Here is a 21,540-nt window from a genome sequence, read left to right on the forward strand (position 1 = left end):
GGGGCGCGGCTATCGTCCGGGCATGCTGGCCTTCCACTATGACAACCATGTGTTGCCGCTGCCGCCCGGCCACCGTTTTCCGCAGTCCAAGTACCGGCTGCTGCGCGAACACTTCCTGCGCCAGCCCGGCGGGCTGGGGCTGAGCCTGGCGCCGGCGGCGACCGAGGCCGAGCTGCTGCTGGCGCACACGCCCGAGCATGTCGACGCGGTGCTGCAGGGCCATCTGGGCGCGGCGGCCCAGCGCGAGATCGGCTTCCCGTGGAGCCCGGCCATGGCCGAGCGTTCGCGGCGCTCGGTCGGCGCGACCATCGCCGCCGCGCGTGCGGCGCTGGCCGAGGGCGTGGCGGCCAGCCTGGCCGGCGGCACCCACCATGCCTATGCGGACAAGGGATCGGGCTTCTGCGTCTTCAACGACGTGGCCGTGGCCGCGCGGCTGATGCAGGCCGAATGGTGTCGAAGCCAGCGCAGCCAGCTGCACGTGCTGGTCATCGACCTGGACGTGCACCAGGGCAATGGCACGGCGTCCATCTTCCGGGGCGACGACACGGTGTTCACCTTCTCGATGCACGGCGAGAAGAACTTCCCCTTCCGCAAGGAGGCGAGCGACCTGGACGTGGGCCTGCCCGACGGCTGCGGCGATGCCGACTACCTGGCCGCGCTGGACGGCGCGCTGGACGAGGTCTGGCGGCGCCTGGTGCTCTGCCCGCCTGGCCTGGCCTTCTATCTGGCGGGCGCCGACCCGCACGAGGGCGACCGCCTGGGGCGGTTGAAGCTGACCCACGCCGGCCTGGCCGAGCGCGACCGCCGCGTGCTGGCGGCGCTGCGCGAGCGCCGCATCCCGGTGGCACTGAGCATGGCGGGCGGCTATGGCCACGATCTTGCGACGACCGTGGCTGCCCAGGTCAACACGCTGAATCTGGCGGCCGACTCCTGGGCGGCCTGGCAGCGCATGAAAGAATGCCCCGCATGACGTCCCGCCCCCAGCCCGACACCCGCGACGCCTATCCCCGCTTCGTTCCCCTGACCACCCGCTGGATGGACAACGACGTCTATGGCCATCTGAACAACGTCGTCTACTACAGCCTCTTCGACACGGCGGTGAACAGCCTGCTGATCGAGGCTGGCGCGCTGGACATCCATGGCGGCGAGGTCATCGGCCTGGTCGTCGAGACGCATTGCAACTTCTTCGAGTCGCTGGCCTTCCCGCAGCGCATCGAGGCCGGCGTGCGCGTCGCCCACCAGGGGCGCTCCAGCGTGCGCTACGAGATCGGCCTGTTCGCCGAAGGAGCGCCGACCTGCGCGGCGCGCGGCCACTTCGTCCATGTCTACGTCGACCGCGACAACCGCCGCCCGGTGGCCGAGCTGCCCACCGCCTACCTTGACGCCCTGAAGACCCTGACCCCATGAGCCGATTCGACATGCCCACGCCTGCGCAGACCGCCGCCGTGGACGAAGCCATCACCAGCCGCCACTCGCTGCGCGCCTTCCTGCCGACGCCGGTGCCGCGCCAGACCGTCGAGGACATCCTCGCCGTCGCGTCGCGCGCGCCCTCGGGCACCAACACCCAGCCCTGGCAGGTGCATGTGCTGACCGGTGCGGCGCTGGAGCGCGTGCGCTCGCGCCTGCACGCGGCCTATCTGGACCCCGCGCAGAACGCGGCCAACCAGGAGGAGTACGCCTACTACCCCGTCGAGTGGCGCAGCCCCTACATCGACCGCCGCCGCAAGGTGGGCTGGGACCTCTACGGCCTGCTCGGCATCGCCAAGGCCGACAAGGCCCGCATGCAGGTCCAGCACGGCCGCAACTTCCTCTTCTTCGACGCGCCGGTGGGCCTGTTCTTCACGATCGACCGCGTCATGGAGCAGGGCTCCTGGCTGGACTACGGCATGTTTCTGCAGAACGTCATGGTGGCGGCGCGCGCGCGCGGCCTACACACCTGTCCGCAGGCGGCCTTCACGCAGTTCCATGCACTGATCGCCGAGGAACTGCAGCTCGGGCCCGAGCAGATGCTGGTCTGCGGCATGTCGCTGGGCCATGCCGACCCGCGGGCCATCGAGAACAGCCTCGTCACCGAGCGTGCGCCGGTGGCCGAGTTCACGCGTTTCCTGGAGCAGTGATGGCGCTGCACGGAGCCGAACTGGGCCTGGCCTGGGCAACGCCTTTCGCCGGCCTGCTGCTGTCCATCGCCGCGATGCCGCTGGCCGCGCCGGCGGTCTGGCACCACCATTTCGGCAAGATCGCCGCGGCCTGGGCGCTGGCGCTGCTGCTGCCCTTCGGCCTGAGCTTCGGCGCCGCGGCGACCGGCGGCGTGCTGGTGCACACGCTGGTCGAGGAATACCTGCCCTTCACCATCCTGCTCTGCGCCCTCTACACCGCGGCGGGCGGCATCTACATCCGCGGCAACCTGCACGGCAGCCCGGCACTGAACGCCGGCCTGATGGCGCTGGGCGCCGTGCTCGCGAGCTTCATGGGCACGACGGGCGCGTCCATGCTGCTGATCCGCCCGCTGATCCGCGCGAACGACAACCGCCGCCACAACGCGCATGTCGTCGTCTTCTTCATCTTCATCGTCAGCAATGTCGGCGGCTCCCTGACGCCGCTGGGCGACCCGCCGCTCTTCCTCGGCTTCCTGCAGGGCGTGGGTTTCCTCTGGACCACCGAGCACCTGTGGGCCCAGACCCTGTTCCTGCTCGTCGCGCTGCTGGCCGTGTTCTGCCTCATCGATGCCTGGCTCTACAGCCGCGAGGGCGTGACCCGCGTCGACCCCACGCCCGACATGCCGGCTCTGGGCATCGAGGGCGGCATCAACCTGCTGCCGCTGGCCGCGGCCGTCGGCCTGGTGCTGATGAGCGGTACCTGGAAGCCCGGCGTCGTGCTCGACCTCTGGGGCACGCCGCTGCCGCTGCAGGCCCTGCTGCGCGACCTGGGCCTCGTCGCGGTGACGGCCGCTTCGCTGTGGCTGACGCCGGCCGGCGTGCGCGAGAAGAACCGCTTCAGCTGGGCGCCGATGGAGGAGGTGGCCAAGCTCTTCGCCGCGATCTTCCTGACCATGGTGCCCGTCATCGCGATGCTCAAGGCCGGCCCCGCCGGCGTGTTCGCGCCGCTGGCGGCCCTGCTGGGCGGCACCGACGGCCAGCCTTCGACCGCGGCCTATTTCTGGCTGACCGGCGGCCTGTCCTCGGTACTGGACAACGCGCCGACCTATCTCGCCTTCTTCAACCTCGCCGGCGGCGATGCGCAGCGGCTGATGGGCGAGGGCGCCGCGGTGCTGGCCGCCATCTCCGGCGGCGCTGTCTTCATGGGCGCGATGACCTACATCGGCAACGCGCCCAATTTCATGGTCAAGGCGATTGCCGAGGAGCGCGGCGTGAAGATGCCGAGCTTCGGCGGCTATCTGCTCTGGTCCGGTGCGGTGCTGCTGCCGCTGCTCTTCGTGATGGCATGGCTATGGATGTGAAACCGAAGATCCTGGTCGCCCGGCGCGCGCCGGCGGCGGTGCTCGAGAAGCTCTCGGCCCATTTCGATGTCGACTGCCACGCGGGCGACGCGCCGCTGAGCCCCGAGGAGCTGCGCGCGCGGCTGCAGGGCAAGGCCGGCGTCTACATCACCGGCACCGAGCGCATCACGGCCGAACTGCTGGACGCCTGCCCGGCGCTGCGCGCCGTCTGCACGATGACCGTGGGCTACAACCACATCGACCTGGCCGCCTGCACGGCGCGGCGCGTGCTGGTCAGCAACACGCCCGACGTGCTGACCGAGACGACGGCCGACTTCGGCTTCGCGCTGCTGATGGCCACGGCGCGGCGCATGAGCGAGGGCGAGCGCCTGCTGCGCGACGGCGGCTGGAAGAGCTGGGCCTGGGATTTCCTGGCCGGCTCGGAGGTCCATGGCACGACGCTGGGCATCCTCGGCATGGGCCGCATCGGCCAGGCCATCGCGCGCCGCGGGCGTTTCGGCTTTCGCATGAAGGTGATCTATCACAACCGTTCGCCGCTGCCGGCCGGCATCGAGGCCGAGCTCGACGCTCGCCGTGTCGCCAAGGACGAACTGCTGCGCCAGGCCGACCACCTCGTGCTGGTGCTGCCCTATTCGGCCGAGTCCCACCATTGCATCGCCGCGGCCGAGCTGGCGCTGATGAAGCCGACGGCGACGCTCGTCAACATCGCCCGCGGCGGCATCGTCGACGAGGATGCGCTGGCTGCCGCGCTGCGCGAGCGCCGCATCGCGGCGGCGGGCCTGGACGTCTTCGAAGGCGAGCCGCGCGTGAACCCCGCGCTGCTGACCCTGCCCAACGTCGTGCTGACGCCCCATATCGCCAGCGCGACGATGCCCACGCGCCTGGCCATGGCCCATCTCGCGGCCGACAACCTCGTCGCCGCGCTGACCGGCGCGGCGCCGCCGACCCCGCTGAACCCGGAAGTCCTCTCCGCATGAAACGCCGCCTGCTCTACCTGCTCCCCCTGCTGCCCGCGCTCGCCTTCGCCCAGGGCGCCAGGCACAAGGACAAGGCCGAGCCGCCGCCCGCGCCTGCACTGCTGCCTGCGTCGGCGCCCGCCGAAGACAAGGCGCCGCGCGACGCCAACAAGTTCGCCGCGCTGTCCCTGCTCGGCGACAGCGTGCAGCTCATCAGCCTGACGCCGGCGCGCGGCGACACCGTGCAGACCGGCGAGTGGACGGCGGCGCCGGCGGGCGGCCTCGACAACGCGGTGCTGCAGGCCGTGAACGCCGCCGTCGCGTCCTCGGCCCAGGGCCGCGAGGCCAAGCTCTACACCTCGTCCACGCGCAGCCTGTTCGGCGACCCGGCGGCCCTGTTCGTCGACGGCCGGCTCAGCCTGCCCGGCAAGCTCGGCGAGGCCGTGCGCCAGAGCGGCGCGGCGCGGCTGCTGCTCGTCACGCGCAGCCGCCAGGAGCCGGCCCTGGCCGGCGCGCTGCCGGCGCGCATCCTGACCAGCCTGGAAGGCCCCGGCTTCGTGCTCGACCAGCGCCCCGCCGAGCAGATCGGCTTCGATGGCCAGGCGGGCCTGCCGGTGCTGGCGCCCTATGTGTCCATCCGCGTGGCCCTCGTCGACCTGGCCGACCTCAAGCTCAAGCGTGAGCAGTCGCTCGCGGTGGCGAGCCGCCTGCCGGTCAGCCGCGCATCGGCGGCCAATCCCTGGGCCGCGACGACGGCCGAGCAGCGCGTGAAGGCGCTGCAGGCGCTGATCGAGACCGAGTTGCCGAAGGCGGTGCTGTCCCTGGTCCAACCCTGACGCGCCGGTCGCTGCTGGGACAATGGCCGTATGAGCCTTTTCGATGTGTTGCTGCTGGGCCTGCTGGCCCTGATCCTGATCCTGCTGGTCGTCATCTGGGCTCGCCAAAAGGCGCCACAGGGCGTGCCTCCCGAGCTGCTGCAGGGCAACGAGAGGCTGGAGCGCGAACTGCGCGACGAGCTGGGCCGCAGCGCCAGCGGCACCCGCCAGGAGCTGGTGCAGGGCCTGGCTCAGTTCCAGCAGGTGCTGACCCAGGGCCTGCAGGGCAGCAATCAGTCGCTCAGCGCACAGGCGCTGGCCGCGCGCGAGGCCCAGGATGCAGCGGCCCTTCGCAGCGCCCAGGCCCAGGCCGAGGCCATGCAGCGCCTGAACGACGCGATGCGCGAGCAGCTGCAGGCGCTGTCGAAGAACAACGACCAGCGCCTGGCCGAGCTGCGCCTGACGGTGGAGCAGCGCCTGACCGCCATCCAGCAGGACAACGAGAAGAAGCTCGAGCAGATGCGCGCGACCGTCGACGAGAAGCTGCACGCGACGCTGGAGCAGCGCCTGGGCGAGAGCTTCAAGCAGGTGGCCGAGCGGCTGGAGCAGGTGCACAAGGGCCTCGGGGAGATGCAGAACCTGGCGCGCGACGTCGGCTCGCTGAACCGCGTGCTGACCAATGTGAAGACGCGCGGCGTGTTCGGCGAGGTGCAGCTGGCCGGTCTACTCGACCAGGTCTTCACGCCCGAGCAGTACGCGTCCAACGTGGCGACGCTGCCGGGCTCCAGCGAGCGCGTGGAGTTCGCGATCTCGCTGCCGGGCCAGCGCGACGACGGCAAGCCGCTGTGGCTGCCCATCGACGCCAAGTTCCCGCGCGAGGACTACGAGCGCCTGCTCGACGCCCAGGAGCGCGCCGACGCGCCCGCCGCCGAGGCCGCGGGGAAGGCCATCGAGACGCGGCTGCGGCTTGAAGCGAAAACCATCCGCGAGAAATACATCGCCCCGCCGCACACGACCGACTTCGGCATCCTCTTCGTGCCGACGGAAGGCCTGTACGCCGAGGCGCTGCGCCGCCCCGGCCTCGTCGAGGGCCTGCAGCGCGAGCACAAGGTCATGCTCTGCGGCCCCACCACGCTGCTGGCCACGCTGACCAGCCTGCAGATGGGCTTTCGCACGCTGGCGCTGGAGAAGCGCAGCGCCGAGGTCTGGGAGGTGCTGGGCGCCGTGAAGACCGAGTTCGGCAAGTTCGGCGACGTGCTCGCCAAGGCCAGGAAGAAGCTCGAGGAGGCCGGCAACACGCTGGACGCCGCCGAGGTGCGCACGCGCGCGATGACGCGCAAGCTCAAGACCGTGGAGGCGCTGCCGGACGATGCCGCCCAGCAGCTGCTGCAGCTCGGCCTCGGCGAGGACGCCGAGTGAGCGACGCGGTCCCGTCGCCGAAGCAGAGCCTGCGCCACGCCTTCCCCTGGCTGATCGCCACGCTGATCTGCGTGCATGCCTGCATGGCCACGACGCGGGTCACGGCCGCCCTCTGGGTGCTGAACCAGGGCTATGGCGAGGCCTCGGTGGGCCTGCTGCTCAGCCTGTTCGCCGTCGCGCCCATCGTGCTGTCACTGTGGGCCGGGCGGCTGGCGGACCGGCATGGCTTCCACCGCCCGGTCGGCGTCGGCGTGACGCTGGCCTTCGCCGGCGCGCTGCTGGCGCTGGCGGTGCAGCAGCTCTGGGCCATCGCCATCGGCTGCCTGCTGTGTGGCGGCGCGATCGCCGTGGCGGCGGTCGCGATGCAGCGCGAGGCCGGGCTGATGGCCGACCAGCCCGGCGAGCTCAAGCGCATCTTCAGCTGGATGGCCCTCGGGCCGGCGCTGTCCAACTCGCTGGCGCCCGTCATTGCCGGCCTGCTGATCGACCACGCCGGCATGACGGCCTCCTTCGGTTTCGCCACGCTGCTGCCGCTGCTGGCCTGGGGCCTGGCGCAGAAGGTGCCGCGCCACCGGCCCGAACCACGGGCCGCGAGCCACCGCGAGCCCGCTGCCTGGGACCTGTTCCGCCTGCCGGCCTTTCGGCGGCTGATGCTGGTCAACCTCGTGCTGTCGGCCTGCTGGGATGCGCACAGCTTCGTCGTACCGGTGGTGGGCCATGCGCGCGGGCTGTCGGCGTCCAGCATCGGCGTGGTGCTGGGCAGCTTCGCGGTCGCGGCGACCTGTGTGCGCCTGGCCATCGTGCGCTTCGCCGACGACCTCGACGAGGTCAGGGCGCTGCGCACGGCCATGGTCGCCGCGATGCTGACCTTCCTGGCCTATGCCTGGCTGCCCGGCACGGCCGGCCTGATGTGCGGCTCGGCCCTGCTCGGCACGGCGCTCGGCTCGGTGCAGCCGATGATCCTCGCGATGCTGCACCACGTGACGCCGCCCGAGCGCCATGGCCAGGCCCTGGGCCTGCGCATGTTCGCCGTCAACGGCGCGACGGTGGCCATGCCGGCCGGCTTCGGCCTGCTCGCGGCGGCCACGGCCCTGGCCGCGCCGATGTGGCTGATGGCCTCGCTGCTGCTGCTTGCGCAGCTGCCCGCGCGCCGGCTTTAGCCGCCCGCGAGCGCTCGGGCCGTATCGGCAGGGCGCCACCGCCGGCACGAATCGGCGCTTGGCGTGACTTGTGACACCCACCTGTGCCGACCCCGCGGCTAAGCTGGCGCCCTGATTTTTTCTCTCGGCCATCGCCGCCGGACGGTGACTGACATCGTGACAAGCCGCCCCTTCGCGCCCGCCTGGTATGCCACGCTGGCCCTGTCTTTCGCGGCCCAGGCCGCGCCCGGCCCCGACGCCTCGGACGACAAGGCGCTCGAAGCGCTCTTGAAGCGGGAAGTCCAAGGTCCTTCCCGCTATGCCCAGAGCCTGATGGACGCGCCGGCCTCGGTCAGCGTGCTGGAGCGCGAGGAGTCCGATGCGCTCGGGCACCAGACGGTCGGCGACCAGCTGGCCCGCCTGCCGGGCGTCTACCTCAGCAATTCGCGCACCTACAGCGCCCTCGGCCTGCGCGGCTTCAGCCGCCCCGGCGACTACAACTCGCGGGTGCTGATGGCCATCGACGGCCAGCGGGTCAACGAGGCCATCTTCGACCAGGGCCTGCCCCAGCTGGAGTTCCCCGTCGTCGCGGAATGGGTGCAGCGCGTGGAACTGGTGCGAGGCCCCGGGTCTTCGGTCTATGGCAGCAATGCGCTGCTGGGCGTCGTCAACGTGGTCACGCTCGACGGGGCCGACGCGCCCGGCCTGAGCACCCAGGGCAGCGTCGGGGAGCATGGCCTGCGCCGCGTCGAGATGCACTACGGCGCGGCCGACGCGGGCGACCGCGACCTCTTCGTCGGCCTCAACCTGCAGGACTCGGCGGGCGAGAACCTCTACCTGCCGGAGCTCGGCACGCCCGATGGCTGGGTGCGCCGGCTGGACGGCGAGCAGCAGGCCGCGCTGCTCGTCAAATACCGCGACGGCCCCTGGCGCCTGTCGCTGAACGCGGTGCGCCGCGACAAGGACGCCGCGACGGCTCCCTATGGCACGGAGCCGGGCGTCGCCGGCACCCGCTACAGCGACAGGGAGGTGCTCACCGAGCTCGCCTACGACGCCGGCTGGCAGGACGATGTGCGCAGCAGCGTCAGGCTCAACGTGGCGGGCTACGAGTTCCGCGGCCGCTATGTGTTCGGCCCGCCGCCCGAGCGCATCAACCGCGACGAGGCCTATGCGCAGTGGACGACGCTGGAGGGTCGCGTGCTGTGGCGCGGCGTGCTCAACCACCAGCTGATGGCGGGCGCGGAGCTGCGCACCGCGCCCATCGGCGTGCAGCGCAACTACGACGTCTCGCCCTACAACGACATCCTGAACACCCGCTCCAGCCAGGATTCCGCCGCCCTCTATGCGCAGGACCAGTGGCGCCTGGCCCCGACGCTGCAGTTGACGACCGGCCTGCGCCTGGACCGCGTGCGCGGCTTCTCGCCGGCTCTGTCGCCGCGCGCCGTGCTGGCGCTGCGCCCGGACGAGCGCGAGTCCTTCAAGCTGATGTGGGCCCAGTCCTTCCGCACGCCCAATCTGTACGAGCGCTTCTACGACGATGGCGGCGCCACCCAGATCGGCAATGCCGCGCTGAAGCCGGAGCGCCTGAATTCGGCCGAGGCCTCGTGGGAGCACCTGCTGCGCAACGGCCTGGCGCTCAGCGCCAATGCCTACTGGACGCAGATGAGCCGGCTGATCGAGCAGGTGCCGCTGAGCGACTCGCCCGACGCCGTCGTGCAGTACCGCAATGTGGGGCGGGTCAGGCTGCGCGGCGTGGACCTGGACATCGAGCAGCGTGCCGGCGGCGGCTGGCTGTGGCGCGGCAGTGCTTCATGGATGGATGCCCGCAACCAGAGTGGCGAGCGCCTGAGCAACGCGCCGACCTGGATGCTGAAGGGCCATCTGGTGTCGCCGCAATGGCGGGGCTGGCAGCTCGGCGTGGAGGGCAATGTGCTGGGGCCGCGCCTGGGTCGCGTGGAGGTGCCGACGTCCGTCGTCGTCAACGCCCATCTGCGCTACCGGGTCGATGCGCGCCAGAGCGTCTCGCTGCACCTGAACAACGCGCTGGACCGCCATAACCTGGACCCGTCAACGCCCGATACGGCGTTGAGCGCCATCCCGCAGCTGGCGCGCGCCTGGCGTCTGGACTGGCGCATCAGCCTCTGAGCATCGGCATGACCCGGCTCCTGGCCATCCCGAGCAGCAGCGCCCGCTGGCGGCGCCGGCTCGGCTGCGCGCTGCTGGCCTGGCTGTCCTGTGCCGGGCCGGCCCTGGCGCAGACGGGTGGCCCGGAGGCGCTGAAGGCGGAGGTCGTCTACCGCCTGCTGATGTTCGTCAGCTGGCCCGCCGAGCGCGAACAGCCCGGCCATAGCCTGCAGCTGTGCACGCTGGGCGAGGGGCGCATGGAGGGCGCGCTGCAGGGCCTGGCCGGGCGGCAGATCCGCCAACTCACGCTGGACGTTCGCCGCATGGCCCGCGGCGACTCGCCTGCCGGCTGCCATCTGCTCTACCTGCCGGCGCCCCAGGCCGGCCTGCGCACCCAGCTCGCCGAACTGCCGGTCCTCGTCGTCTCCGACGTGGCCGCGATGTTCGATCAGGGCGCCATGGTCAACCTGCAGGTCGAGGACGGCCGCATCGTTTTCGACGTGGATCTCGACGCCGCCCGTCATGCGGGTCTTGGCGTCAGCGCCAAGCTGTTGCGGCTGGCGCGATATGTGCGACACCAGGGTGGGGCGCCATGAAGCCGGGATTTGCCGATGCCGTCGACCGCCTGCGCGAACTGATGGTCGCGTTCGCGGCGTTGCTGGCCTTCGGCCTGGTGCTGAGCCTGCTGCAGTACTGGCGCTTGCTGGAGCGCCAGACCGAGGACCTGCGCACCCAGGCCAGCATCGTTGCGCAGACGGTCTCCGCCGCCATGGTCTTCGACAGTCGCAGCGATGCCGGCGATAGCCTGCTGGCGCTGGAGCAAAGCCCGGCCATCGTGCATGCCCGGCTGATCCGGACCGACGGCAGCGTCTTCACCCAGTTCATCCGGCTGCCGGCAGAAAGCTCCTGGCTGCACGACCTGGCCGGCATCGCACGGGTCGAGGTGCCGGTGACGGCCGACGGCCACCGCGTCGGCCTGCTGGCCGTCGAGGCCAGCCAGCTGCCGATGTGGACCGACCTGGTCCGCTTCCTGGCGGCGACCCTGGGCACGCTGCTGGCGACGGCAGGCCTGGCCTGGTGGCTGTCCAAGCGCCTGCGCGTGCAGATCAAGGAGGTCGAGCGCCGCACGCGCTACATCGCCCGCTTCGACGCGCTGACCGACCTGCCCAACCGCGGGCATATGCGCCACCTGCTGGAGCGCGCCTTCCGCCAGCAGGAGGCGGCCACGCTGCTCATCCTGGACCTGGACGACTTCAAGCAGATCAACGACCAGCACCGCCACGCCGCCGGCGACGCGGTGCTGCAGGCCGTCAGCCAGCGCCTTCAGCTGCTGTGCCGCCATGGCGACCGGGCCGCCCGGCTGTCGGCCGACGAGTTCGCCGTGCTGCTGAAGCCGGGCCTGGAGGGCGAGGCGTTGCGGGCCCATGTCGCCCAGATGCAGAACGAGCTGACGAAGCCGGTTTCCTACGACGGCCAATGGCTGCCCCTGCATGTCTGCGTGGGCGCCGTTTCCCTGCCCGAGCATGCGCGCGACGCCAGCGAAGCCATGCGCTGCGCCGACGCGGCGATGCGGCATGCCAAGCAGATCGGGCGGGACAGCTTCCAGCCCTTCACGCCGCAGATCGGCGAGGCCCTGCACTCGCGGCTGGCGCTGGAGCGCGACATGGTCGAGGCGCTGGCCCAGGACCAGTTCTGCCTGGCCTACCAGCCGCAGTACGACGCGCAGCGCCGCGTGCTGGGCCTGGAGGCGCTCGCGCGCTGGCGCCATCCCGAGCGGGGCTGGGTATCGCCGGTGGAGTTCATCCCGGTCGCCGAGAGTTCGGGCCACATCGTCGAGCTCGGCCTCGTCCTGCTCGCCGTGCTGCGCCGGGACCTGGATGCGTGGAAGGCCCTGGGCCTGAAGCCGCCGGCGGTGTCCATCAACCTGTCCTGGGAGCAGTGCCGCAAGCCCCAGCACCGCGAGCGCTTCCTGCAGCAGCTCAAGCTGCTGCAGCTGGGGCCGGACGAGGTCGAGTTCGAGCTCACCGAGAGTGCCGACTTCGAGGACATCGACAAGCCCGATTCCTTCGTCTTCACGTTGCAGGGCCTGGGCTACGGCCTGGCCATCGACGACTTCGGCACCGGCTACAGCTCGCTGGCCTATCTGCGCCGCATCCGCTGCCGCAAGCTCAAGATAGACCGACTCTTCGTGCACGGCCTGTCGGCCAACGCCGATTCGCACACCCTGGTCGAATCGATGGTGCGCGTGGCCCATGCGATGCACATGCTCGTCGTCGCCGAGGGCGTGGAGCTGCCGGCCGACGAGGCGGCCTTGATCGCGATGGGCTGTGATCTGATGCAGGGCTTCGGCTTCAGCCGGCCCGTCGAGCCGCAGGCGGTGCCGGCGCTGTTCGGCGTGGCTTGAGTCAGTCTGCTCTGATGAACCAGCGCGAGCGCAGCAGCGCCGCCGCGTCGCCCTCGGAGACGTAGAGCGTGGGTCGGCCGGCATCGAACTCGTAGAGCCGCCCGCTGGCCACGCCGCGCACGACGACCGGCGAACTGGCGCGGTAGCGCACCAGCACGCGCCGCTCGGCCGGGCCGGCCGCGGGCCGCTCCGGCGTCGGGCTCGGGGCCTGGCGCAGCGCCGCGCGGCCTTGTCCGCAACATCCCATGTCATCTCTCCTTGCGTGGCGAGGCGAGGGCGTCCAGCCCCGCCTCGACGATGCAGACCGCGCCCGACAGCGCCAGCACGCCCAGGGCCCAGCCGAGCGGGTCCTGCGCAATCAGCAGGGCCAGCGGCGCCGCCACCCACAGCGACACGCAGTAGGGGCAGTCCATCAACTGCCCCCAGGCGCCGTTGCCCAGGCGCGTGCGCAGCTTCAGCACGAGGCCGAAGGGGCCGTCCTCGGCGGCCAGCAGATGCGTGAGCCGCCAGGCCGCGAGCGTGGCCAGCGCCAGGCGGGGCCAGAAGCCCAGATCCTCCAAGCTCACAGCGGTTCCGGGCCGTTGATGATCTTGATTGGGAACAGCTTCCAGCCGGAGTAGTGAACCGTTCCTTCGTCGACGACGGTCTTGTCCCAGGCTTCCAGCACGACGACGTAGACGCAGGCCTCGCCGGGGCCGAGCAGTTGGTCGGCCGGCAGGCCCAGCGGGTTGCTGGCCGCGTCCAGCACCTGCAGGTTCCAGGGCGTCAGCGTGCCGGTGGCCAGGCTCTCGGCCGGCAGGGCCAGCGCGCGCGCGGGCACCGTGTTGGTCGAGTTGATCAGCATGACCTGGGGCGACACCGCACCCTGCTTGGTGAAGCGCACTTGGTAGCTGTCGAAGTTGTCGCTGGTCGGCGCGCTCAGGTCGCCGCGGTCGATGTACTGGTCCCAGGCATAGCCGCGGATGTCGACGGTCTTGAAGATGCCCTCGTGGGTCTGGGTGTACATGTCGGAACAGGGCGCCTGGTTGCCGATGCCGACGACGGCCGCCTGGATGGGCTCGTTGTCGATCCAGGCGCGCTGGATGTCGTAGTAGCTGTTGCCGGCGGTGTCGATGACCTGCAGCAGGACGCTGAACTTGCCGGTGCCGCCTTGCTGGTGGGGCGGGTCCTGCCTGGGCAGGGAGTTGCTGTCGAAGCCCGCGGGCTCCAGCGAGGGCACGTTCCAGCAGGTGCAGAAGTTGGTCGAGTCGATGTGTACGCAGATGCATTCGCTGCGCGAACCCCAGACATTGGTGAGGATGCTGGGCAAGGGGTTGCCGTCCAGCACATTGCTGGCGCGCACCTGGTCGGCCGTGTAGTTGATGGGCGGGCCGCTGGGCTGGGCGATGCTCATCGGGTTGAACTCGATGTGGGTGACGAGGCGCCAGCCGCCGCCGGGCACGATGCTCGTGAAGGGCGCGGGCTGGGGTTCGCTGAACGTCGGGTCGGGGATGGCCCAGATCGTGTACTCGCGGATCTTCTCGCCCGCGCAGCCATAGACATTGGCCGCGCCGCGCACATGCAGGCCGCCGCCGACGGTGGACAGCGCCGCCGCCGCGCTGTCGGCCGCGCGCAGCGGCTCGGCCGGGTTGGGGTAGTCCACCGACCAGGGCGTGCTGACGCGCTTGATGTAGACCTCGTTGACCGACAGCGCGAAGCTGCCCGTGCAGGGCGGCTGCAGCTCGGCGCCGCTGGCGGAGAAGACGCGCAGCGTCAGCGTGAAGGTGGTGGAGCTGAGCAGCTCGATGCCGGCGTCCACCGCGCACTTGCGCGTGTCCACCCAGCCGAGGTTGCCGCCCGCGACCGAGAAGTTGCCCTGCGTGGCGGCCACGTCCGGCAGGCCCAGGTTGTTGGGGTAGACAACCACGCCGCCGAGCAGGCTGCCGCCGGGGCTGCGCACCTCGATGAGGTAATGGCCGAAGCCCGTGCCCTCGGCGTCGCCGCGCACGGCCTCGAGGATGCGGCCGGGCAGGATGTCGGTCTCGCCGCGCACGCAGCCGGCGGGTGCGGTCAGTGCGCAGTGCAGCGGGCGCTGGCAGCGGCGCAGGCAGGCGCGGTAGCCGCGCAGGCAGCGGAACACGTCGCGCAGGTTGCGGGCGCGCGCCAGGCAGCAGCCGAAGCGGATGGCGCACAGCGCCCAGCAACGGCAGAACCAGTAGAGGGGATCGGCGCGGTGCTTGGCGATGAGCTCGCGGCCCATCAGGGCGGCGGCCGTGTCGGTGCTGAGCAGGCGTTCGAGGATCTGCGTGTTGGCGTCGCCATCCTCGAAGCAGTCCACCTGGCCGGCCAGCACCTGCTCGGGCAAGCCCTGAGTGAACTCGACGCTGGCGAGCTGGTCGTCCAGATAGGGCTTGTAGGCCTCGGCCAGCGCCTTGACGAGGTGGTTGAAGTCGGCCCGCTCGGCGGCCGTGGGCGGGTTGGCGACCGGCGCGCCCAGCACCTCGCGCACGCAGCGCCAGTAGCGCCACAGGTAGTAGCTGGAGCCGCGGAAGGAGCGCGGTCCGCGGCACATCAGCCAGCCGAAGACGATGCAGCAGCGCAGGTGCAGCAGGCACCAGCGCCAGCGCTCCAGCGGCCCGAGCTGCTCGCGCACGGCCGCGGGCAGCACGCGCTGCGCGACCTCCTCGCTGCTGAAGCGCTCGAACAGGGCCATGGCCTGCGCGAACTCGTCCTCGCAGCTCGGCGGGTTGGCGAGTGCGTCCTTGATGAGGGCGTCGGGCGAGTCGGCGCGTTGCAGGTCGGCGGCCAGCACGGGCTTGTAGGCGGCCAGCAACTCGCCCAGCACGAAGTGGAAGTCGTCGTCCAGCGGCTCATTGGCATCGTCACCTGCCCCGTCGGCGGGCAGGGCAGCTGTGGGCATGGCGGTGGATCGGGGCGGCTTGGGGGTGGTGGCCATGGCTTGTTTCCTTGCAGAGGTCGTCGTTGAAAGGGAAGGGCGGCGCTGCTGCGCTTCTTGAATCAACCCTAGGCGCCACCTCGCCCGGCCACCCCCCTAGCGGGCCAAAAAGCCTAGGGAGGGCGGCGGTTCTTATTCACCGATGGTTTCTGCCTGCATGACGTATGCGACGCCGGGGGGCAGGCGCTCTGCGGTCAGAATCGGCGCCTCATCGACGCGACCGGCGCAGCCGGCCCCTTGGAGACCTGAATGAAGTCCTTGCGAATCGGCCTGCTCGTGGCCTGCGTTCTGATGGCCGGCCTGCCGCAGGCACAGGCCCAGAAGCCCCAGGCCCCGCATGCGGCCGTGGCGGCGCGGCCCGCGGCGAAAGCGGCGGCGCTGCAGCCCACCGCCGTGCGCGAGCTCGGCGGCATCGAGGAATACCGCCTGCCCAACGGCCTGCAGGTGCTGCTCTTCCCGGACGCGACGCAGACGACGACCACCGTCAACATCACCTACCGCGTCGGCAGCCGCTACGAGGCGCCGGGCGAATACGGCATGGCCCATCTGCTGGAGCACATGCTGTTCAAGGGCACGCCGCAGCACAGGGACATCCCCGGCGCGATGGCCCAGCGCGGCGTGCGCTTCAACGGCACGACGACGGTGGACCGCACCAACTACTTCGCGAGCTTCAACGCGAACGCCGACACGCTGGCCTTCCTGCTCGGCCTGGAGGCGGACCGCATGGTCAACAGCCGTGTCGCCAAGGCCGACCTCGACACCGAGATGACGGTGGTGCGCAACGAGTTCGAGCGCGGCGAGAACCAGCCCTTCGCGGTGCTGGCCCAGCGCGTCAACGCGGCGGCCTATGCCTGGCATCCCTATGGCCACGCCACCATCGGCCCGAAGAGCGACATCGAGAACCTGCCCATCGAGAAGCTGCAGGGCTTCTACAGGCGCTACTACCGGCCCGACAACGCGACGCTGCTGATCGCCGGCGCCTTCGACAAGGCCGCCACGCTGGCGCTGATCGCCAGGGACTTCGGCCCCGTCGCCAAGCCCGCGGCGCCCATCCCCCAGCCCTACACGGTGGAGCCGGCCCAGGACGGCGAACGCTCGGTCGTCGTGCGCCGCGTCGGCGGCCAGCCCCTGCTGCTGGCGGTCTATCACGTGCCGGCCATCACTCACCCGGACACGCCGGCCCTCATCGTCTACGGCCTGCTGATGAGCCTGCAGCCCAGCGGCCAGCTCTACAAGCAGCTCGTCGAGCCCAAGCTCGCCGTCGCGGCCGGCATCGGCGGCGTGGGCGGGACCGACCCCGGCACCGTCAGCGCCTACGCGGCCCTGCCGCCGGACGCCGACGTGGGCAAGGTCGAGGCCCAACTGCTCGACCTCGTCGAGGGCCGCACGGCCAAGCCCTTCGAGGAGAGCGAGCTCGTGCGCGTGCGCGACATCGCCGTCAACAGCTATCGCCAGCAGATGAAGAACCCCGAGGCGCTGATCCAGCAGATCTCCGGCCTGATCGCGGCGGGCGACTGGCGGCTGCTGTTCCAACTGATGGAGGACATTCCCAAGGTCACGCTGGCCGACGTTGAGCGCGTGCGCGCCGCCTACTTCAGGCCGGCCAACCGCACGCTGGGTCGCTATCTGCCGGCCGCGGCGGTGGAGCGCGTCGAGATCCCGGCCGCGCCGGCGCTGGACGAGCGCCTGGCCGGGCTCAAGGCCCCGCCCAAGGTAGAGGCCGGCGAGCAGCTCGACCCCGTGCCCGCCGTGCTGGAGTCGCGCATGAACCGCACGACGCTGCCCAGCGGCATCGCGCTGCACACACTGCGCAAGCAGACGCGCGGCAACAGCGTCGCGCTGATGCTGGGCCTGCGCTGGGGCGAGCGCGACGCCACCTTCGCGCGCAACGGCACCGGCATGGTCGGCTCGCTGATGAACGAGGGCAGCGCCGGCTACAGCAAGCAGCAGCTGCAGGACGCCCTCATCAAGCTGCGCGCCAGCCTCAACATCAGCAGCTACGACCAGGGCGCCACGGTCTTCCTGAGCGCCGAGCGCGACACGCTGCTGCCGGCCCTGCGCGTGGTGGCCGACGTGCTGCGCCACCCGCTGCTGCCGCAGGATGCCTTCGACCGCGACATCAAGGCCGGCCTGGCCGCCATCGAGGCCTCGCGCCAGGAGCCCGGCGTGCTGCGCCAGGAGGCCACGCGCGGCCACTACAACCAGGCCCGCGGCGTGCATCTCGGCCAGCCCGACTATGTGATGGGCGTGGACGAGCGCATCGCCAACCTGAAGGCGACGACGCTGGACGACGTGAGGCGCTTCCATGCCGACTACTGGAGCGCCAACGACGCCCAGGTCAGCGTCGTCGGTGCGCTGCCGGACGGCCTGGCCGCCGAAGTGGACAAGCTCTTCGGCGACTGGAAGAAGCCCGCCGCGCCGAAGTTCCTGCGCCATATCCCGCGGCATGTGGAGGTGCCGCCGGCGCGCTTCGACGCCATCGCGCGCGACAAGGCCAATGCCATCGTGCGCCTGCACGAGACCCTGGCGCTGAACAGCGAGGACGCCGACAACGCGGCGCTGGAGCTGGCCGTGCACGTCTTCGGCGGCGGCGGGCTGGAGAGCCGGCTCTCCGAGCGCGTGCGCCAGAAGGAGGGCCTGACCTATGGCATAGCCGCGTCGCTGACGGCGGGCTTCTGGGGCAACGACGGCGGCTTCGCCATCCAGGCCAGCTATGCGCCGGACAAGCGCGAGCGCGTCATTGCCGTCATCCGCGAGGAGCTGGCCCGCATGACGGCCGACGGCATCACGGCCGCCGAGCTGGCGCGCGCCAAGCAGGACATGCTGGAAAGCCGCAAGCAGGCCCGCACCGAGATCGGCGCGCTGGCCGGCACCCTCGGCAGCCTGGCCGAGCGCGCCCAGACCTGGGCCGCCGTGCAGAAGGACGACGACGAGATCGCCGCCGTCACGGTGGAACAGGTCAATGCCGCCTGGCGCGCCCACATCCGGCCCGATGCCTTCGTCATCTCGACGGCGGGTGATTTCAAGAACCCATGAGGCTAGAGTCGACCGCTGGTATGAACTTGCCGAGGAAACCGCGATGAAGATCGAACCCTATCTGTTCTTCGACGGCCGCTGCGAGGAGGCCATCGAGTTCTACAGGGCGGCGCTGGGCGCCGAACTGCAGTTCATGATGCGCAACGCCGAAAGCCCCGAGCCGCCGCCGCCCGGCATGCTGCCGCCGGGCTCCGAGCGCAAGGTCATGCATGCCTCGCTGCGCATCGGTGAAACCGTGGTCATGATGTCCGACGGCCACTGCGGCGGCGACCCGGCCTTCAAGGGCTTCTCGCTGTCGCTGGACAGCCCCGACGAGGCCGGTGCGCGTCGGCTCTTCGGTGCGCTGGCCGACGGCGGCCAGGTCGGTATGCCACTGGCCAGGACCTTCTGGTCGCCGCTCTTCGGCATGGTCAGCGACCGCTTCGGCGTGGGCTGGATGATCAGCGTCTCGGCGCCGCCCGCAGCGTGATCGCGGCGGTGCAGCTTCCGCAGCGCCTGAAGGCCGACTGCTCGGCCTGCGTGGCGCTGTGCTGCGTGATCCCGCCCTTCGACGCCGTGCAAGGCTTCGGCTTCGACAAGCCTGCCGAGACGGCCTGCCACCACCTTTGCGCTGACCATCGCTGCGGCATCCACGACCGGCTCATAGACCTCGGCTTCCCCGGCTGCATCGCCTTCGACTGCCTGGGCGCTGGCCAGCGACTCACGGCCCTGGCCGTCGAGCGCTTCGGCAGCGCCGACTGGCGCGCACAGCCCGAGGTGGCGCGCTGGCTGTTCGCGGCCTACCCGCGCGTGCGCCAGGTACAGGAGTGGCTGGCGCAGCTGAGCCTCGCGGCAGCGGTGTCGGGCCAGGCCGGTCTGCAGGCGCTGGCGGACGAACTGGAGGCCGAGGCGCCGCGCTGGGCCGACTGGCGCGCGGACGAGCTGGTCGGCTGGCAGCACCGTGTTGCGGATGCGCTCGCGCCGCTGGCCCGAGAATGAAGGCCGTTCAAAAGAAAGGTTGGCGATGTTCGGATTGATGGGCGATGGCCTGGGAGAAGTTTGAGATGCGCTGGCGCCGCCCCCGCCCCCGCCCCATCCAGGTCGTGGCCCTCGCGGGCAGCGTGCTGGCCGCAGGCACCGTGCTGATGATGTTCAACCGGATGTCGGGCTTCATGGGCCGCACCAGGGCCGAGCCGCAGCTGATCGCGACCGTCGACCTGCGACTGGGCAACACCCTTCTCGCGGCCGACCGCGGCGAAGCCCAGGCCCGCGCGGACATCGAGGCCGGCCTGCTGCAGTTGCAGACCTTCGCGCCGGCCGAGCCGCAGACGCGCGCCGAGGCCGCCAAGACCCGGCAGTGGAAGCAGCGCTTCGGCGTCACGCGCCTGCACAAGACCGAGGCGCGCACGCCGGTCGCCGAGGCCTACGCCGACGGCTACAACCGCGTGATGCTGGCCGAGATCGAACGCCGCCACGGCCGCAGCGCCCTGGACGAGCTGCTGCACGGGCAAGATCGCGCCACGACCGGAGAACCACGCTCATGAAACTGATCGGCATGCTCGACTCGCCCTATGTGCGCCGCGTCGCCATCACGATGCGCCTGTCTGGCCTTGGCTTCGAGCACGCGGCCATCTCGGTGTTCCGCGGCTTCGACGAGTTCCAGCACATCAACCCGGTCGTGAAGGCGCCGACCCTGGTCTGCGACGACGGCACGGTGCTGATGGATTCGACGCTGATGCTCGAATACATCGAGGCCCTGTCCGGCCGCCGTTTCGCGCCGTGCGAGCCCGCGCTGCTGGCCCGCGAGCTGCGCCTCACCGGCCTGGCGCTCGCGGCCTGCGAGAAGACGGCCCAGATCGTCTACGAGCGCGGCCTGCGTCCGGCCGAGAAGCGCCACGAGCCCTGGATCGCGCGGGTCAGCGGCCAGCTCGACGCCGCCTACCGCGCGCTCGAGGCCGAACTCGCCGCGCGGCCGCTGGACGGCACCGAGGCGGGCCTCGGCCAGGCCGGCATCACGACCGCGGTGGCCTGGACCTTCACGCAGTTCGTGCTGCCCGAGGTCGTGCCGGCCGATGCCTTCCCGCGCCTCGTCGCCCATGCGGCGGCCTGCGAGGCGCAGCCGGTCTTCCGCGCCATCCCCTGCGACGACGGCGTGCAGCTGCAGGCTTCCTGATGGCGACCCGGCGCCTCCCGCAGACCGTCTATGTCTTCCAGGGCGGCGGCGCCCTGGGCGCCTACCAGGCCGGCGTGGCCGAGGCGCTGGACGCCGGCGGCATCGCGCCGGACTGGCTGGTGGGCACCTCCATCGGCGCGATCAACGCGACGCTGATCGCCGGCAATGCGCCGGCCGACCGGCTGGCCGCGCTGCGCGAGTTCTGGTCGCGCGTGACGCGGCCGGGCCTGCCCATGTCCGGTCCCGCCAACCCCTTCAGCGCCGGCCTGCAGACCTGGCAGACGCTGGTCGGCGGCGTGCCCGGCTTCTTCAAGCCGCGCGGCCCGCTGGCCTGGGACCTGAACCGCCAGGCGCCGCTGACCGAGCTCGGCTTCTACGACACCACGCCGCTGGCTGCGACGCTGAACGAGCTGGTCGACTTCGACCTTGTCGCCTCCGGCGACACGCGGCTGACGCTGTGCGCCGTCAACGTGCGCTCGGGCGAGCTGGAGCTGTTCGACAACCGCGACGGCAGCACCCGCATCGCGGCCGAGCACGTGATGGCCAGCGGCGCGCTACCGCCGGGCTTCGCGCCGGTGCGCATCGGGCGCGAGGCCTACTGGGACGGCGGCATCTACTCCAACACGCCGCTGGACGTCGTGCTCGACGACAGCGAGCGCCGCGACACGCTGTGCTTCATGGTCGACCTCTGGGACGCCAGCGAGGCCGCGCCGCGCACGATGGCCCAGGCGCTGACGCGCTACAAGGACATCCAGTACGCCAGCCGCATCTGCGAGCACCTTGACGACCACGAGCGGCTGCAGAACCTGCGCCGCGCGCTGCGCCTCGTCGGCCGCCAGCTCGGCGCCAAGGCCGCTGCCGACCCGGCCGTGAAGGCCCTGCTGGCGCTGGGCTGCGACTCGCGCATCGATGTCGAGCACCTCGTCATGCAGGCCCAGCCGGGCGAGGACTCCTGGCGCGACATCGACTTCACCGCCGCACGCCTGCAGGCCCGCTGGGACGCCGGCTTGCGCGACGGCCGCCGCGTCGTGAAGCGCGCCGCCTGGCGCGAGCCGCCGGGCGACAACGTCGGCATGCGCGTGCACTCGTTACCGGAGAACTGA

Annotated in this window: 20 protein-coding genes; 17 read left to right on the top strand and 3 right to left on the bottom strand. The window is 71.1% G+C overall.

The window, feature by feature from the left end; all coding sequences use genetic code 11:
• Positions 1-22 precede the first annotated feature (22 nt).
• From EV671_RS20630 to EV671_RS20680, 11 genes are all read left to right on the top strand, one after another.
• Positions 23-970 carry a histone deacetylase family protein gene (locus EV671_RS20630; RefSeq protein ID WP_132575287.1) on the top strand — a complete coding sequence of 316 codons (948 nt, stop codon included), beginning with the start codon at positions 23-25 and terminating at the stop codon, positions 968-970.
• On the top strand, positions 967-1,407 hold the full coding sequence (locus EV671_RS20635; RefSeq protein WP_132575289.1) for an acyl-CoA thioesterase: 441 nt from the start codon (positions 967-969) through the stop codon (positions 1,405-1,407). The genes EV671_RS20630 and EV671_RS20635 overlap by 4 nt, the downstream gene beginning before the upstream one ends.
• Positions 1,404-2,117, top strand: a complete 714-nt coding sequence (locus EV671_RS20640) for a nitroreductase (protein ID WP_243655827.1) — start codon at positions 1,404-1,406, stop codon at positions 2,115-2,117. Before EV671_RS20635 ends, EV671_RS20640 begins: the two co-directional genes overlap by 4 nt.
• Positions 2,117-3,457: a sodium:proton antiporter gene (locus EV671_RS20645; protein WP_132575291.1), complete on the top strand. Its 1,341-nt coding sequence runs from the start codon at positions 2,117-2,119 to the stop codon at positions 3,455-3,457. The genes EV671_RS20640 and EV671_RS20645 overlap by 1 nt, the downstream gene beginning before the upstream one ends.
• Positions 3,448-4,434 (top strand): 2-hydroxyacid dehydrogenase, encoded by a 987-nt coding sequence (locus EV671_RS20650; RefSeq protein ID WP_243655828.1) that lies wholly within the window; start codon positions 3,448-3,450, stop codon positions 4,432-4,434. The genes EV671_RS20645 and EV671_RS20650 overlap by 10 nt, the downstream gene beginning before the upstream one ends.
• Complete coding sequence (locus tag EV671_RS20655; RefSeq protein WP_132575295.1) at positions 4,431-5,249, top strand: hypothetical protein; 819 nt, start codon at positions 4,431-4,433, stop codon at positions 5,247-5,249. Before EV671_RS20650 ends, EV671_RS20655 begins: the two co-directional genes overlap by 4 nt.
• Positions 5,250-5,279: 30 nt before the next feature.
• Positions 5,280-6,647, top strand: coding sequence for a DNA recombination protein RmuC (locus tag EV671_RS20660; protein WP_132575297.1), 1,368 nt, complete (start codon positions 5,280-5,282; stop codon positions 6,645-6,647).
• Positions 6,644-7,807, top strand: coding sequence for an MFS transporter (locus tag EV671_RS20665; RefSeq protein ID WP_132575299.1), 1,164 nt, complete (start codon positions 6,644-6,646; stop codon positions 7,805-7,807). The genes EV671_RS20660 and EV671_RS20665 overlap by 4 nt, the downstream gene beginning before the upstream one ends.
• A 156-nt stretch (positions 7,808-7,963) precedes the next feature.
• Positions 7,964-9,931: a TonB-dependent receptor plug domain-containing protein gene (locus tag EV671_RS20670; protein WP_165917660.1), complete on the top strand. Its 1,968-nt coding sequence runs from the start codon at positions 7,964-7,966 to the stop codon at positions 9,929-9,931.
• A gap of 8 nt (positions 9,932-9,939) precedes the next feature.
• Positions 9,940-10,506 carry a YfiR family protein gene (locus tag EV671_RS20675; protein ID WP_132575303.1) on the top strand — a complete coding sequence of 189 codons (567 nt, stop codon included), beginning with the start codon at positions 9,940-9,942 and terminating at the stop codon, positions 10,504-10,506.
• Positions 10,503-12,314: a putative bifunctional diguanylate cyclase/phosphodiesterase gene (locus EV671_RS20680; protein WP_132575305.1), complete on the top strand. Its 1,812-nt coding sequence runs from the start codon at positions 10,503-10,505 to the stop codon at positions 12,312-12,314. The genes EV671_RS20675 and EV671_RS20680 overlap by 4 nt, the downstream gene beginning before the upstream one ends.
• Position 12,315: 1 nt before the next feature.
• On the opposite strand, the gene EV671_RS20685 is transcribed toward EV671_RS20680, so the two are convergent.
• The 3 genes from EV671_RS20685 to EV671_RS20695 are packed head-to-tail and all read right to left on the bottom strand — an operon-like array spanning position 12,316 to position 15,249.
• A complete protein-coding gene (locus EV671_RS20685; RefSeq protein WP_132575307.1) occupies positions 12,316-12,561 on the bottom strand; it encodes a hypothetical protein in 246 nt (81 codons plus the stop codon).
• A gap of 1 nt (position 12,562) precedes the next feature.
• Positions 12,563-12,880 carry a DUF1360 domain-containing protein gene (locus tag EV671_RS20690; RefSeq protein ID WP_132575309.1) on the bottom strand — a complete coding sequence of 106 codons (318 nt, stop codon included), beginning with the start codon at positions 12,878-12,880 and terminating at the stop codon, positions 12,563-12,565.
• On the bottom strand, positions 12,877-15,249 hold the full coding sequence (locus EV671_RS20695) for a hypothetical protein (protein ID WP_132575311.1): 2,373 nt from the start codon (positions 15,247-15,249) through the stop codon (positions 12,877-12,879). Before EV671_RS20695 ends, EV671_RS20690 begins: the two co-directional genes overlap by 4 nt.
• Positions 15,250-15,498: 249 nt before the next feature.
• On the opposite strand from EV671_RS20695, the gene EV671_RS20700 reads away from it, so the two are divergent.
• From EV671_RS20700 to EV671_RS20725, 6 genes are all read left to right on the top strand, one after another.
• Positions 15,499-18,285, top strand: coding sequence for a M16 family metallopeptidase (locus EV671_RS20700; protein ID WP_132575313.1), 2,787 nt, complete (start codon positions 15,499-15,501; stop codon positions 18,283-18,285).
• A gap of 43 nt (positions 18,286-18,328) precedes the next feature.
• Positions 18,329-18,754 (top strand): VOC family protein, encoded by a 426-nt coding sequence (locus tag EV671_RS20705; RefSeq protein ID WP_132575315.1) that lies wholly within the window; start codon positions 18,329-18,331, stop codon positions 18,752-18,754.
• Between the two features lie 8 nt (positions 18,755-18,762).
• Positions 18,763-19,263: a hypothetical protein gene (locus EV671_RS20710; protein ID WP_132575317.1), complete on the top strand. Its 501-nt coding sequence runs from the start codon at positions 18,763-18,765 to the stop codon at positions 19,261-19,263.
• Positions 19,264-19,328: 65 nt separating this feature from the next.
• Entirely contained in the window at positions 19,329-19,808 is a 480-nt protein-coding gene (locus tag EV671_RS20715) for a hypothetical protein (protein WP_132575319.1), read from the top strand.
• Positions 19,805-20,437 carry a glutathione S-transferase gene (locus EV671_RS20720; RefSeq protein WP_132575321.1) on the top strand — a complete coding sequence of 211 codons (633 nt, stop codon included), beginning with the start codon at positions 19,805-19,807 and terminating at the stop codon, positions 20,435-20,437. Before EV671_RS20715 ends, EV671_RS20720 begins: the two co-directional genes overlap by 4 nt.
• Complete coding sequence (locus EV671_RS20725; protein WP_132575323.1) at positions 20,437-21,540, top strand: patatin-like phospholipase family protein; 1,104 nt, start codon at positions 20,437-20,439, stop codon at positions 21,538-21,540. The genes EV671_RS20720 and EV671_RS20725 overlap by 1 nt, the downstream gene beginning before the upstream one ends.

It is taken from the genome of Roseateles saccharophilus, from assembly GCF_004342485.1.
Lineage (GTDB): Bacteria > Pseudomonadota > Gammaproteobacteria > Burkholderiales > Burkholderiaceae_C > Pelomonas > Pelomonas saccharophila.

What these genes read in the sequence shown, in the direction of transcription:
- EV671_RS20650 (WP_243655828.1), top strand. Translation starts at nt 3,448, where the DNA reads ATGGATGTGAAACCGAAGATCCTGGTCGCCCGGCGCGCGCCGGCGGCG.
- EV671_RS20715 (WP_132575319.1), top strand. Translation starts at nt 19,329, where the DNA reads ATGCGCTGGCGCCGCCCCCGCCCCCGCCCCATCCAGGTCGTGGCCCTC.
- EV671_RS20705 (WP_132575315.1), top strand. Translation starts at nt 18,329, where the DNA reads ATGAAGATCGAACCCTATCTGTTCTTCGACGGCCGCTGCGAGGAGGCC.
- EV671_RS20725 (WP_132575323.1), top strand. Translation starts at nt 20,437, where the DNA reads ATGGCGACCCGGCGCCTCCCGCAGACCGTCTATGTCTTCCAGGGCGGC.
- EV671_RS20660 (WP_132575297.1), top strand. Translation starts at nt 5,280, where the DNA reads ATGAGCCTTTTCGATGTGTTGCTGCTGGGCCTGCTGGCCCTGATCCTG.
- EV671_RS20640 (WP_243655827.1), top strand. Translation starts at nt 1,404, where the DNA reads ATGAGCCGATTCGACATGCCCACGCCTGCGCAGACCGCCGCCGTGGAC.
- EV671_RS20630 (WP_132575287.1), top strand. Translation starts at nt 23, where the DNA reads ATGCTGGCCTTCCACTATGACAACCATGTGTTGCCGCTGCCGCCCGGC.
- EV671_RS20720 (WP_132575321.1), top strand. Translation starts at nt 19,805, where the DNA reads ATGAAACTGATCGGCATGCTCGACTCGCCCTATGTGCGCCGCGTCGCC.
- EV671_RS20635 (WP_132575289.1), top strand. Translation starts at nt 967, where the DNA reads ATGACGTCCCGCCCCCAGCCCGACACCCGCGACGCCTATCCCCGCTTC.
- EV671_RS20645 (WP_132575291.1), top strand. Translation starts at nt 2,117, where the DNA reads ATGGCGCTGCACGGAGCCGAACTGGGCCTGGCCTGGGCAACGCCTTTC.
- EV671_RS20675 (WP_132575303.1), top strand. Translation starts at nt 9,940, where the DNA reads ATGACCCGGCTCCTGGCCATCCCGAGCAGCAGCGCCCGCTGGCGGCGC.
- EV671_RS20685 (WP_132575307.1), bottom strand. Translation starts at nt 12,561, where the DNA reads ATGGGATGTTGCGGACAAGGCCGCGCGGCGCTGCGCCAGGCCCCGAGC.
- EV671_RS20695 (WP_132575311.1), bottom strand. Translation starts at nt 15,249, where the DNA reads ATGGCCACCACCCCCAAGCCGCCCCGATCCACCGCCATGCCCACAGCT.
- EV671_RS20655 (WP_132575295.1), top strand. Translation starts at nt 4,431, where the DNA reads ATGAAACGCCGCCTGCTCTACCTGCTCCCCCTGCTGCCCGCGCTCGCC.
- EV671_RS20700 (WP_132575313.1), top strand. Translation starts at nt 15,499, where the DNA reads ATGAAGTCCTTGCGAATCGGCCTGCTCGTGGCCTGCGTTCTGATGGCC.
- EV671_RS20680 (WP_132575305.1), top strand. Translation starts at nt 10,503, where the DNA reads ATGAAGCCGGGATTTGCCGATGCCGTCGACCGCCTGCGCGAACTGATG.